Genomic DNA, 12,591 nt, shown 5'->3' on the forward strand with positions numbered 1-12,591 from the left:
CGCTGAATGCGGGTAAACTGGCGCCTTTCCCTGAGGAGCCTGCCATGAGCGAGCCGACAGACATCGTCAACGATGACGACGAAGAAGCATTCACCGAAGCGACGCTGATCGAAGCCATCGAGAACCAGATCGAAAGCGACAACCCGCCGGCGGCCAAGGCGACGTTGAACAAGCTGACACTGGTCGGCATGGACCGTGAGGAGATCCTCAACCTGATGGCTCACGTGCTGGCCTACGAGATTGACGCGATGCTCGATGAAGATCGCCCGTTCGACACCCAGTGGTACGAAGCGGCACTGCGCGCTTTGCCAGAGCTGCCACCGGAAAAGCATTAAGATCAAAAGATCGCAGCCTTCGCAGCTTCTACACCGATCTCCTGTAAGAGCTGCCGAAGGCTGCGATCTTTTTATGCGGACTACACTGGAATTCGCCTCAAGACAAAATCCCCTGATCCGAGCACTGGACATGCCGCACCAGCAGGTTCACCTTAGAGGCGCTGTCGTCCAATTCCTAGAAAGTCTGGAGTCCTTATGTCGCTTACCCCTGAGTTGGTTGCCGAACTGGAAGTCCTTGCACTCTTCAACCTGGACAGTTCCCAGGAAGGTCTGAAAATTCATCAGACCGCTGCCCCGAAACACATCGCTGCTGCCCAGCGTCTCTTTGAAAAAGAACTCACCGATCAGCCCGACGGCGGATATCTGACCAGCCTCGGTCGCGATGCCGCGCAAAACGTGCAGACCGTACTGACGATTCTGAGAGAGCAGGAAACCGCCTGATTTTCCCCTGACTTTGCCCACGGGAACTCCTGCCACGGGATTTCCGCGGGCCCGCCCGATCGCTGCCGGTAAAAAACCGACGTCAAAAAACAAATTCAGCTTAAACGTCCTGCCGCGCAGCGGCTAAACTGCGGCCATTCCGAGATTCTCCACGTCCGAGCCTGCAAGCCGGTTTGAGCTGACATGACGCGCACCCACGAAATCCGCCCCGACCTCGACGAAGGCATTGACCGCAAGGTACTCAGCCAGCTGCGCGCACGTTTTCTCAAACTCAATGAAGGCCGCCTCGGCCGTGCACTCGAAGGATTGTCGACGCGCCAGCAAAGCGTGTTGACGCTGTTGCCGCTGTTCTTCCACGTCAATCATCCGCTGCTTCCCGGCTACGTATCGGGCAGTACGCCGGCCGGCTTGTCCAATTATGAGCCGGACGCCAGCGCGCTGACCGAGGCGCAGCGCCTGACTCGCTCGTTCTCCTACAAACCGCGCCATGGCAGTAACCCGCCGCGACCGATTCACGGTCTGTTCCTGATGGGCAGCCTCGGCACGCTGGCCCAGGCCGACCAAAGCGACATGGACGTGTGGGTCTGCCATGCCCCTGATCTGAGCGAAAGCGAACTCGCCGAGCTGCGCAAGAAATGCCAGTTGCTGGAAACCTGGGCCGCGAGCCAGGGCGCCGAGGCGCACTTCTTCCTGATCGACCCGGCGCGCTTCGTCAAAGGCGAACGTGATGCCCAGCTCAGCTCGGAAAACTGCGGCAGCACCCAGCACTATCTGCTCCTCGACGAGTTTTACCGCACGGCAATCTGGCTGGCCGGGCGCACACCGATCTGGTGGCTGGTGCCGGTCTATGAAGAAACCGCCTACGACGCTTACACCCACACCCTACTGTCGAAGCGCTTTATTCGCGCCGACGAAACCCTCGATCTCGGGCCGATGGCGACCATTCCGCCCGGCGAGTTCATCGGCGCCGGGTTGTGGCAATTGTTCAAAGGCATCGAGTCGCCCTACAAGTCGGTGCTCAAACTGCTGCTGACCGAGGTGTACGCCAGCGAACATCCGCAGGTGCAGTGCCTGAGCCTGCGCTTCAAGAAAGCCGTGTTCGCCAATCAGCTCGATCTGGATGAACTCGACCCGTACATGGTCGTGTACCGGCGTATCGAGGAATACCTGCTCGCCCGCAACGAGCCGGAACGCCTTGAGCTGGTGCGCCGCGCGCTGTATCTGAAGGTCAACCGCAAGCTCACCGGCAATAGCCGCAGCCAGGGTTGGCAGCGCGCACTGCTCGAACGCCTGGCTGGCGAGTGGCATTGGGATCAGCGGCAACTGGCGCTGCTCGACAGCCGCAGTCAGTGGAAAGTGCGCCAGGTCAGCGCCGAGCGCCGCGCGCTGGTCAACGAACTCAATTACAGCTATCGCTTTCTGACGCAGTTCGCCCGCAGCGAACAGACCGTCAGTCTGATCAACAAGCGCGACCTCAATGTGCTTGGTCGGCGCCTGTATGCAGCGTTCGAGCGCAAGGCCGACAAGGTCGAGTTCATCAATCCGGGCATCGCCCCGGATCTGGCCGAAGACACCCTGACCCTGGTGCAGTCGCCGAACAAAAAGGAGCCGGGGCAGACCCAGTGGGGCCTGTACAACGGCAGCCTGACGGCGCTGGAGTGGGAACATTTCGCGCCTATCAAGCGCAGTCGCGAGCTGCTTGAACTGCTGACCTGGTGCCACCGCAACGGCGTGATCGACAGCAGCACGCGCCTGGCCCTGCATCCAGGCACCAGCGACTTGAGCGAGTTCGAGCTGTTCAACCTGCTCGGCAGCCTGCAGCAGTGCATCGCCCTGCCCTTGCCCACCGTTGCCGAAGAGCCATTGCTGCGTGCCGCTGTGCCCAGCGAAGTGCTGCTGCTGATCAACGTAGGCGTCGACCCGCTCAAGCATCATCGCGATCTGAATATCCTGATGACCACCGAGCGCACCGACTCGCTGAGCTATGCCGGCGTGCGCGAAAACCTGGTGCTGACCCTCGATCAGGTCACGCTCAACAGCTGGAACGAAGTGCTGGTCAATCGTTTCGACGGCGCCCATGCGCTGCTCGATTGCCTGCGCGATTACCTCAACAACCTGCCGCGCGGCCCGGTGCAGCCGTCGCTGAAAGTGCGCTGCTTCTGCCACAACCGCGCGCAATTCATTGCCCGCCGCGTCGAGGAAATCATCGATACCGCGCAGACACTGTTGCTCAGTGATTTGAATCATCGCTATTTGATCCAGGTGCAGCAGCACTATCACGTGCTGGAGCTGGTGCCGGGTCAGGTCAACCATGTTGCCCTCGCCACCCTGCCGGCGCTGCTCGACTATCTGGGCGAAGAACAACCGCGCTACAGCCCACTGCACCTCGATCCGATGGCACTGGAGGATCACGACCTCGCGCTGATCCTGCCGATGGGCCAGCCTGAATGCGTTCAGGTGTTCTATCGCATCAGCGAGCAGCAGGCCGAGCTGTACGTGCTGGATGAATTCAATGCCTTGTGGCAACAGCAACTGCCGTACCACGACGAGCAAAGCCTGCTGGTACCGCTGCAGCGTTTTCTGCAATCGATCCAGTACCGCCGTGAGGCGCAATTGCCGATGGACGCTGGCCCGGCGGGCAGCCCCGAGATTTTGTATTACCAACTGTTGCCGTCAGGTCCGGGCCGCTCGCGCCGAGTCGAAACCCGACTGGCACCGCAGACGCCGGTGAACAAACCGTTCTATGACGTGCAGGCGATCATCGGCAAAGCCGCGCCCGGCGAAGTGCAGGTCACCTTGTACTGCAATCAGCGGGAATTCAGCGAGCTGGAGCATGGCGACCAGCTGTTCAGCGTGGTCGCCCGGGAGATCGTCGAGCAGCGCCGCGAGACCGAGCGCTATCGCTGCTACATCACCGACCTCGACCTCTCGGGTCTGCTCGGTGACGGGCACAGTTCAAGCAATCTGTATCTGCGCTACAAGGCGGACCTGGAGCGCTCGTTGAATGAAGCGCTCGAACAGGTTTGAGGCGAGGATTTACTCGGGGAAGGCGCCGCCGTTGACCGGTTGCGATTCCACTTCCAGTAGGGTCAGCTTCAGCGACTTGCCACCCGGAGCCGGCCAGTCGATGTGCTGGCCGACCTTAAGACCCAACAGCGCGCTGCCGACCGGCGCCAGAATGGAAATCTTGCCTTCGTCGGCGTTGGCGTCCTTCGGGTAGACCAGGGTCAGGTGATAATCCTTGCCACTGCCTTCTTCGCGGCAATGCACACGGGAATTCATGGTCACGACATCGGCGGGCACTTCATCGTGGCCAACCACGGTGTCGGCGCGATCCAGCTCGGTTTGCAGCGCAATCACGCCCGGCGCAGCCTGGTCTTTCTCGCTCAGGCTGTCGATCAGGCGCTCCAGACGTTGCACGTCCAGACGGGTAAGGGTGATGGAAGGTGCGGTCATGATCCAGGCAGACTCCTTTCTTCTGCACAAAAAAGCAAAACCCCGCCAAAAAGACGGGGTTTTCACCGTGCCTCGGTGGTTTGAGGCGTTCGCGGACACTATCACAGCTCAAAAAATATACAAGTCACGCCCTTTTTTGCCTGGGTGAAACCCTTGTGGCGAGGGGATTTATCCCCGTTCGGCTGCGCAGCAGCCGTATAGATTTTGGGGCCGCTACGCGACCCAACGGGGATAAATCCCTCGCCACGATATCAACAGCCTTGAAATTTTCGTGCGGCAGCCTGCTGGCAAATCACCCGGCGCCGCTGGTCATCGGCCGAGCGCCATTCGCGAATGTCTTCGACGTGGCGCGCGCAGCCGAGGCAGATTTTCTGTTCGTCCAGTCGACAGATGCCCGTGCAGGGCGAAGGCACCGCCGGGCTGACGTTGCTGTAGAGCGGTTTCGGCGGGCGAACAGGCGCGGCATCAGTCACGAATCACAGACCTTCGAAATCGAATTCAGCGCCAGCCTGTTGTTTGACGAGGCGCTGGAGCATTTCGCCGAGTTGCTCTTCGCTCTTGTCGCACATCCAGCGCTCGCTTTCTTGGTCGTAATCGAAGTGGAAACCACCGGACACGGCCGCCAGCCACAGCTGACGCAACGGCTCCTGGCGGCTGAAGATCAACTGGCTGCCGTTTTCGAATTTGACCGTCAGCACGCCGGCCGAGCTTTCCAGATCGATGTCCAGATCGCTTTCGTCAAATATGTCTTCCAGTTTTTCCTGGGTTTCATCGACCAGATCGTGGAAACGGGCTTCGGACAAACTCATTGCGGCAACCTCAAAAATGTCTGATCAGGCTCAAGCGCCGAAAGATACGGACGCTGCCGGCCGATTGCAAAGATTAACGACCAAGCACCTGTCGGCCCATCCAGCACCGCCCCCGTGGGAGCGAGCCTGCTCGCGAAAGCGGTGTGTCAGGCAACGAGCCTGTTGAATTTGCCGACGCCTTCGCGAGCAGGCTCGCTCCCACAGGGATGATGCGCTTCTCAGGAGCCCCGCCGGACGGGAACCCCCTCGCATAGGCAAGCTGCCGGGTGGCCGGTATACTCCGGCGCAATTAACGCATTTTCAAGGATTTCGCCATGAAGCGCCTGATCTCTTCCCTTGCTGCGCTCGTCGCGGTTGCCTGCCTGGTCTCGGCCTGTGGCCAAAAAGGCCCGCTGTACCTGCCCGATGACGACCAGGACCCGGCCGAACAAGCCCAGTCCTCGCAAAAGCAGCCATCCAAGGCTCACAAGCACGACGTCTACCAATAAGGGATCGCCATGGACGCTTTTAACTACCGTGGCGGGGAGCTGTTCGCGGAAGGTGTGGCGCTGTCCGCCATCGCCGACCGCTTCGGCACACCCACCTATGTCTACTCGCGCGCGCACATCGAAGCACAATATCTGGCCTACGCCGATGCGCTGGCCGGCATGCCGCATCTGGTCTGCTTCGCGGTCAAGGCCAACTCCAACCTCGGTGTACTGAATGTCCTGGCCCGTCTCGGCGCCGGTTTCGACATCGTTTCCCGTGGCGAGCTGGAACGCGTACTGGCCGCTGGTGGCAGCGCCGACAAGATCGTTTTCTCCGGCGTCGGCAAGACCCGTGACGACATGCGCCGCGCCCTCGAAGTCGGCGTGCACTGCTTCAACGTCGAATCCACCGACGAGCTCGAACGCCTGCAAGTGGTCGCCGCCGAGCTGGGTGTTCGCGCCCCGGTTTCGTTGCGCGTGAACCCGGACGTCGATGCCGGCACCCACCCGTACATTTCTACCGGTCTCAAAGAGAACAAGTTCGGCATCGCCATTGCCGACGCCGAAGACGTGTACGTACGCGCCGCGCATCTGCCGAACCTGGAAGTGGTCGGTGTCGACTGCCACATCGGTTCGCAACTGACCACGCTGCCGCCGTTCATCGATGCACTGGATCGCCTGCTCGATCTGGTCGATCGCCTCGGCGACTGCGGCATTCACCTGCGCCACATCGATCTTGGTGGCGGCCTGGGCGTGCGTTATCGCGATGAAGAGCCGCCGCTGGCTGCCGACTACATCAAAGCCGTGCGCGAGCGCCTCGACGGGCGTGATCTGGCGCTGGTGTTCGAGCCGGGCCGCTTCATCGTTGCCAATGGCGGCGTGTTGCTGACCCAGGTCGAATACCTCAAGCACACCGAGCACAAAGATTTCGCCATCGTCGACGCGGCGATGAACGACCTGATCCGTCCGGCGCTGTATCAGGCGTGGATGGACGTCACGGCCGTGAAACCGCGCGACAGCGCTACACGCAAGTACGACATCGTCGGCCCGATCTGCGAAACCGGCGATTTCCTCGCCAAGGACCGCGAGCTGGCGCTGGAAGAAGGCGACTTGCTGGCAGTGCATTCGGCCGGTGCCTACGGTTTCGTCATGAGCTCCAACTACAACACCCGCGGCCGTGCCGCTGAAGTGCTGGTGGATGGTGATCAGGTTTTTGAAGTGCGTCGCCGCGAGACCGTGGCCGAGCTGTTTGCCGGCGAAAGCCTGCTGCCGGAGTAACCCATGCTGCTGCGTTTTACCAAAATGCACGGCCTGGGCAACGACTTCATGGTCCTCGACCTGGTCAGCCAGCACGCGCACATTCAGCCCAAACACGCCAAGCAATGGGGCGATCGTCACACCGGGATCGGTTTCGACCAGTTGCTGATCGTCGAAGCGCCGAGCAACCCGGACGTGGATTTCCGCTACCGGATCTTCAACTCCGACGGTTCGGAAGTGGAGCAGTGCGGCAACGGTGCGCGCTGCTTCGCCCGCTTCGTGCTCGACAAGCGTCTGACTGCCAAGCGGCAGATCCGCGTTGAGACCAAGGGCGGCATCATCGAGCTGGACGTGCGTAACGACGGCCAGATCGGCGTGAACATGGGCGCGCCGCGCCTGGTGCCGGCAGACATTCCATTCCAGGCGCCAGCCCAGGCCAGCAGCTATCAGCTGGACGTCGACGGCACCACGGTCGAACTGGCCGCCGTGTCGATGGGCAATCCCCATGCGGTGATCCGCGTGGACGACATCAACAGCGCACCGGTGCATGAGCTGGGACCGAAGATCGAACACCATCCACGCTTCCCGGCGCGGGTCAATGTCGGCTTCCTTCAGGTCATCGATCGTCACCGCGCGCAACTGCGCGTATGGGAACGCGGCGCCGGGGAAACCCAGGCCTGCGGCACCGGCGCCTGTGCGGCGGCGGTGGCGGCCATCAGTCAGGGGTGGATGGATTCGCCGCTGTTGATCGACCTGCCCGGCGGGCGTCTGTCCATCGAGTGGGCCGGCCCGGGCGAACCGGTGTTGATGACCGGTCCGGCAGTGCGTGTATACGAAGGACAAGTGCGTCTTTGAGCGAGCAGAAATCATGACCGACAAGCCACAGGTACCCGCCCGACCAGTCGACGAATCAGCGTCCGAGAGCCTTGAGGCAGCCGCGGTTGCCGCCTACCTGGAGGCTCATCCGGACTTCTTCGTCGAGCACGAAGAGCTGCTGCCATCGTTGCGCATCCCGCACCGACGTGGCGACACCGTGTCGCTGGTCGAGCGGCAGATGACGATCCTGCGCGACCGCAATATCGAGATGCGCCATCGCCTTTCGCATCTGATGGACGTGGCCCGCGACAACGATCGCCTCTTTGAAAAAACCCGCCGCCTGATCCTCGCGCTGATGGATGCGTCGACTCTGGAAGACGTGGTCATCAGCGTTGAAGACAGCCTGCGTCAGGATTTCCAGGTGCCCTTCGTCAGCCTCATCCTGCTCGGCGACAACCCGGCACCGGTCGGCCGCTGGGTGACTCACGCCGATGCGCAAACCGCGATCGGCGGCCTGCTCACCGAAGGCAAAAGCGTCAGCGGCAGCCTGCGTGAACATGAGCTGGATTTCCTCTTTGGTGAAGAACAGCGCCAGCAGATCGGCTCGACCGCCGTGGTTGCCGTCAGCCATCAGGGCATTCACGGCATTCTGGCCATCGCCAGCCGCGACCCGCAGCACTACAAGAGTTCGGTCGGCACCCTGTTCCTCAGCTACATCGCCGAGGTCATGGGCCGCGTGCTGCCACGGGTCAACAGCTCGCTGCGCTCGGTACGCTGACCATGGAACGACAACTGGACGCTTACTGCGAACATCTGCGCAGTGAGCGACAGGTGTCGCCGCACACCTTGTCGGCTTATCGCCGCGACCTCGATAAAGTCCTTGGCTGGTGCATCAAGCAGAACATCGGCAGCTGGGCCGCGCTGGACATCCAGCGCCTGCGCAGCCTGATCGCCCGACTGCATGCGCAAGGCCAGTCCTCGCGCAGCCTCGCCCGCCTGCTCTCAGCGGTGCGCGGGCTCTATCACTACTTGAATCGCGAAGGTCTGTGCGACCACGACCCGGCCACCGGCCTGGCCCCACCAAAAGGCGAACGACGCCTGCCGAAAACCCTCGATACCGACCGCGCCCTGCAATTGCTGGAAGGTGCAGTCGAGGACGATTTTCTCGCCCGACGCGATCAGGCGATTCTTGAGCTGTTCTATTCCTCCGGCCTGCGCCTGTCCGAGCTGACCGGGCTCAATCTAGATCAACTCGACCTCGCCGACGGCATGGTTCAGGTGCTCGGCAAGGGCAGCAAGACGCGGCTGTTGCCGGTGGGTAAAAAGGCCCGCGAAGCACTGGAACAGTGGTTGCCGCTGCGCGCCATGACCAACCCGGCGGACGATGCCGTATTCGTCAGCCAACAAGGTCGGCGCCTTGGCCCGCGCGCGATTCAGGTGCGGGTCAAACTCGCGGGCGAGCGTGAACTGGGGCAGAACCTGCATCCGCACATGCTGCGGCACTCGTTCGCCAGCCATTTGCTCGAGTCCTCGCAGGATCTGCGCGCGGTGCAGGAATTGCTCGGCCACTCCGACATCAAAACCACACAGATCTATACCCACCTCGACTTCCAGCATCTGGCTGCGGTCTACGACAGCGCCCACCCCCGGGCCAAACGCATGAAAGGCGATGATTCATGAGCATTCAGTTGATCACCTTCGACCTCGACGACACTTTGTGGGATACCGCGCCGGTGATTGCCAGCGCCGAAACCGTGTTGCGCGAATGGCTGAGCGAACATGCGTCGAATCTGGGCGCAGTGCCGGTGGAGCATTTGTGGGCGATCCGCGAGCGCGTGCTGGCGGGCGAACCGGGGCTCAAGCACCGCATCAGCGCGTTGCGCCGACGTGTGCTGTTCCATGCGCTGGAAGAAGCCGGATATGCCCACGGCGAAGCGTCGGATCTGGCTGACAAGGCTTTCGAAGTGTTTTTGCATGCGCGGCATCAGATCGAAGTGTTCCCCGAAGTCGAGCCACTGCTGGAGCTGCTCGCCAATCACTACGCCCTCGGCGTGGTCACCAATGGCAATGCCGACGTGCGTCGGCTGGGGCTGGCGGATTACTTCAAGTTTGCCTTGTGCGCCGAAGACATCGGCATCGCCAAACCGGATGCGCGGCTGTTCCGGGAAGCCCTGCAACGGGGCGGCGTAAGCGCTGAAGCGGCGGTGCATGTCGGCGATCATCCCGGTGATGACATCGCCGGGGCGCAGCAGGCAGGCTTGCGCGCGGTGTGGTTCAACCCGACGGGCAAGGTCTGGGAGGCGGAGCGCTTGCCGGATGCGGAGATTCGCAGCCTGACCGATTTGCCAGCGGTGCTCGCACGCTGGAATGCTTCCTCGAACTGATCTATAGCCCTGTGGGAGCGAGCCTGCTCGCGAATGCGGTGTGTCATTCAACATGTGTGTCGGCTGACATGCCCTCTCCGCGAGCAGGCTCGCTCCCACAGGGAACTGCATTTGTTTTCAACGGATTGATTCCAGGCATGAAAAAGCCCGCAGCGACGGCGGGCTTTTTCAGCAAGCGAGCGACGCGCCTCAGATAGGGCGGCTGCCGTACTTGTTGTCCGGCTTTTTGGGCGGATCGGCGACCACGTTGGCCTCCACTTCCTGCACCTTGCCGCCGCGCGCAAGGAATTCTTCCATGGCCTTGGCCAGGGCGTCACGCTCCTTGTTCTTGGCTTCGATGCTCGGCAACTCGTCGACCGATACCGCAGCCTTGGCTTTGCCTTTGGCAGCCGGGGCCGGCGTGTCGTCACCGCCATCGTCTTCGGCAACGTCTTCCGCTGCCGCTTCCAGGCCTTCCTCGGCCTCGTCTTCGTCGCCTACTTCGAGGTCGTCGTTTTCCAGATCATCGTCGCTCATGTTCTACCTCATGACTTGCCAAAAGCAGATTAGTTATAGACCAGCTTTGGCGGCTGTCGAAGCCGCCGTTGAAAAATCTTCCACCGCTGCCCGGCAGCGGCTCATGCCTGTTCACCATGCAAGGTGGCGAGGACTTTACGGGCACCGCCATGATCACGGTGCTCGCCCAGATAAATCCCTTGCCAGGTGCCCAGTGCCAGCCGCCCTGCCGAAACCGGCAGGCTGATCTGGCAACCCAGCACGCTGGCCTTGAAGTGCGCCGGGAGATCGTCCGGGCCTTCATCGTTGTGCTCGTAGCCGTCCGTTCCTTGTGGGATCAGACGATTGAAAAATCGTTCGAAGTCGCGGCGAACTGCCGGATCGGCGTTCTCGTTGATGGTCAACGACGCCGATGTGTGCTGCAGCCACAAATGCAACAGACCGACCCGACAGGTCCTGAGTTCAGGCAAGCCTGCGAGCAACTCGTCGGTTACCAGATGAAAGCCCCGGGGCCGTGCCCGCAGGGTTATCAGAGTCTGTTGCCACATACAGTTCTCCGCTCGTTCGGGGCGCATTCTAGCGTGCTCTGAAAAAAAACAAAGGCCCTAATAATCCTGCAGCGATGTAAGCGATTGCCCGCAGAAAAAGCCTCGTCGTAAAGACGACCAGAGCCGTAAGAAAAATCCTTTCAGCCGCTCCTTGGATGACAAATCCCGGACAAAAAAATGCCCGGCGAACCGGGCAATTTTTTATCGCGCGTACTTACAGGTTGTAGCCGCGTTCGTTGTGTTGTGCCAGATCGAGGCCGACCGACTCTTCTTCCTCGGTGACACGCAGCCCCATGACGGCGTCCAGCACCTTGAGGATGATGAAGGTGACGATCGCGGTGTAGATCACCGTGAAACCGACGCCTTTGATCTGAATCCAGACCTGCGCGCCGATGTCGGTCACGGTGCCGAAGCCGCCCAGTGCCGGGGCTGCGAATACACCGGTGAGGATCGCGCCGAGAATACCGCCGATGCCGTGCACGCCGAAGGCATCCAGAGAATCGTCATAGCCGAGTTTGCGCTTCAGGGTGGTGGCGCAGAAGAAGCACACCACGCCTGCGGCCAGACCGATCACCAGTGCACCCATCGGGCCTACAGTGCCAGCGGCCGGAGTGATCGCGACCAGACCGGCGACCACGCCCGAAGCGATGCCCAGTGCACTTGGCTTGCCGTGGGTGACCCACTCGGCAAACATCCAGCCCAGTGCGGCAGCGGCAGTGGCGATCTGGGTAACCAGCATGGCCATACCGGCAGTGCCGTTGGCAGCAGCAGCGGAACCGGCGTTGAAGCCGAACCAGCCGACCCACAGCATCGCCGCGCCCATCAGGGTGTAGCCGAGGTTATGCGGAGCCATTGGTGTGGTCGGGAAGCCTTTGCGCTTGCCCAATACCAGGCACGCGACCAGGCCGGCGATACCGGCGTTGATGTGCACCACGGTGCCGCCAGCGAAGTCGAGCACGCCCCAGTCCCACATCAGGCCGCCGTTACCGGACCAGACCATGTGCGCGATCGGTGCATAAACCAGAGTGAACCAGACGCCCATGAAGATCAGCATCGCGGAGAACTTCATGCGCTCGGCGAACGCGCCGACGATCAGCGCTGGAGTAATGATCGCGAAGGTCATCTGGAAGGTGATGAATACCGCCTCAGGGAACAGCGCCGCCGGACCGGTGATGCTCGAAGGCGTGACACCGGCGAGGAACGCCTTGCCCATGCCGCCGAAGAACGAATTGAAGTTGACGACGCCCTGCTCCATGCCGGTAGTGTCGAAGGCAATGCTGTAGCCATAAATGACCCACAGGATGCTGATCAGACCGGTAATGGCGAAGCACTGCATCAGCACGGAAAGAATGTTTTTCGAGCGAACCATACCGCCGTAGAACAGCGCCAGGCCGGGAATGGTCATGAACAGCACGAGCGCTGTCGAGGTGAGCATCCAGGCGGTGTCGCCGGAATTGAGGACTGGCGCTGCCACTTCGTCTGCCGCCATGGCGATGCCGGGCATTACGATGGACAACAGGGCGCCTAGCCCTGCGAATTTACGCAGAGTCATATTGTTTTCTCCTGGGGCGTTGGGTTTGTGG

Annotated in this window: 15 protein-coding genes; 9 read left to right on the plus strand and 6 right to left on the minus strand. The window is 61.4% G+C overall.

What is annotated here, in order from left to right:
* The first annotated feature begins 44 nt into the window (after positions 1-44).
* From ACZZZ4_RS07875 to ACZZZ4_RS07885, 3 genes are all read left to right on the plus strand, one after another.
* On the plus strand, positions 45-335 hold the full coding sequence (locus ACZZZ4_RS07875; protein ID WP_463547579.1) for a hypothetical protein: 291 nt from the start codon (positions 45-47) through the stop codon (positions 333-335).
* Positions 336-530: 195 nt separating this feature from the next.
* Positions 531-776 (plus strand): TIGR02647 family protein, encoded by a 246-nt coding sequence (locus tag ACZZZ4_RS07880; protein WP_039757399.1) that lies wholly within the window; start codon positions 531-533, stop codon positions 774-776.
* Positions 777-959: 183 nt separating this feature from the next.
* Complete coding sequence (locus ACZZZ4_RS07885; protein ID WP_463547580.1) at positions 960-3,803, plus strand: class I adenylate cyclase; 2,844 nt, start codon at positions 960-962, stop codon at positions 3,801-3,803.
* A gap of 9 nt (positions 3,804-3,812) precedes the next feature.
* Here the strand turns inward: ACZZZ4_RS07885 and rnk are convergent, their stop codons facing one another.
* The 3 genes from rnk to cyaY all read right to left on the minus strand — a co-directional run bounded on the left by rnk (position 3,813) and on the right by cyaY (position 5,041).
* A complete protein-coding gene (gene rnk, locus ACZZZ4_RS07890; protein WP_039757397.1) occupies positions 3,813-4,232 on the minus strand; it encodes a nucleoside diphosphate kinase regulator in 420 nt (139 codons plus the stop codon).
* A gap of 251 nt (positions 4,233-4,483) precedes the next feature.
* Positions 4,484-4,705, minus strand: coding sequence for a DUF1289 domain-containing protein (locus ACZZZ4_RS07895; protein ID WP_415761094.1), 222 nt, complete (start codon positions 4,703-4,705; stop codon positions 4,484-4,486).
* Positions 4,706-4,708: 3 nt separating this feature from the next.
* Complete coding sequence (cyaY, locus tag ACZZZ4_RS07900) at positions 4,709-5,041, minus strand: iron donor protein CyaY (RefSeq protein WP_310403215.1); 333 nt, start codon at positions 5,039-5,041, stop codon at positions 4,709-4,711.
* Positions 5,042-5,355: 314 nt separating this feature from the next.
* Here cyaY and lptM point away from each other — a divergent pair, with 314 nt between their 5' ends.
* The 6 genes from lptM to ACZZZ4_RS07930 are packed head-to-tail and all read left to right on the plus strand — an operon-like array spanning position 5,356 to position 9,965.
* Positions 5,356-5,529: an LPS translocon maturation chaperone LptM gene (lptM, locus tag ACZZZ4_RS07905; protein WP_007911098.1), complete on the plus strand. Its 174-nt coding sequence runs from the start codon at positions 5,356-5,358 to the stop codon at positions 5,527-5,529.
* A gap of 9 nt (positions 5,530-5,538) precedes the next feature.
* Positions 5,539-6,786 carry a diaminopimelate decarboxylase gene (gene lysA, locus ACZZZ4_RS07910; protein WP_463547581.1) on the plus strand — a complete coding sequence of 416 codons (1,248 nt, stop codon included), beginning with the start codon at positions 5,539-5,541 and terminating at the stop codon, positions 6,784-6,786.
* A gap of 3 nt (positions 6,787-6,789) precedes the next feature.
* A complete protein-coding gene (dapF, locus tag ACZZZ4_RS07915; RefSeq protein WP_039757394.1) occupies positions 6,790-7,620 on the plus strand; it encodes a diaminopimelate epimerase in 831 nt (276 codons plus the stop codon).
* A 13-nt stretch (positions 7,621-7,633) separates the two neighbouring features.
* Positions 7,634-8,359: a DUF484 family protein gene (locus tag ACZZZ4_RS07920; protein WP_024014772.1), complete on the plus strand. Its 726-nt coding sequence runs from the start codon at positions 7,634-7,636 to the stop codon at positions 8,357-8,359.
* Positions 8,360-8,361: 2 nt separating this feature from the next.
* Positions 8,362-9,261 carry a tyrosine recombinase XerC gene (gene xerC / locus ACZZZ4_RS07925; RefSeq protein WP_039757393.1) on the plus strand — a complete coding sequence of 300 codons (900 nt, stop codon included), beginning with the start codon at positions 8,362-8,364 and terminating at the stop codon, positions 9,259-9,261.
* Positions 9,258-9,965 carry an HAD family hydrolase gene (locus ACZZZ4_RS07930; protein WP_463547582.1) on the plus strand — a complete coding sequence of 236 codons (708 nt, stop codon included), beginning with the start codon at positions 9,258-9,260 and terminating at the stop codon, positions 9,963-9,965. Before xerC ends, ACZZZ4_RS07930 begins: the two co-directional genes overlap by 4 nt.
* Positions 9,966-10,154: 189 nt before the next feature.
* On the opposite strand, the gene sutA is transcribed toward ACZZZ4_RS07930, so the two are convergent.
* The 3 genes from sutA to ACZZZ4_RS07945 form a co-directional block, all read right to left on the minus strand.
* A complete protein-coding gene (gene sutA / locus ACZZZ4_RS07935) occupies positions 10,155-10,481 on the minus strand; it encodes a transcriptional regulator SutA (protein ID WP_016772583.1) in 327 nt (108 codons plus the stop codon).
* Positions 10,482-10,582: 101 nt separating this feature from the next.
* Positions 10,583-11,008 (minus strand): secondary thiamine-phosphate synthase enzyme YjbQ, encoded by a 426-nt coding sequence (locus tag ACZZZ4_RS07940; RefSeq protein ID WP_129997924.1) that lies wholly within the window; start codon positions 11,006-11,008, stop codon positions 10,583-10,585.
* A 214-nt stretch (positions 11,009-11,222) separates the two neighbouring features.
* Positions 11,223-12,560 carry an ammonium transporter gene (locus ACZZZ4_RS07945; RefSeq protein WP_024014776.1) on the minus strand — a complete coding sequence of 446 codons (1,338 nt, stop codon included), beginning with the start codon at positions 12,558-12,560 and terminating at the stop codon, positions 11,223-11,225.
* Positions 12,561-12,591: the final 31 nt, after the last annotated feature.

This window comes from Pseudomonas sp. AC252, assembly GCF_979258105.1.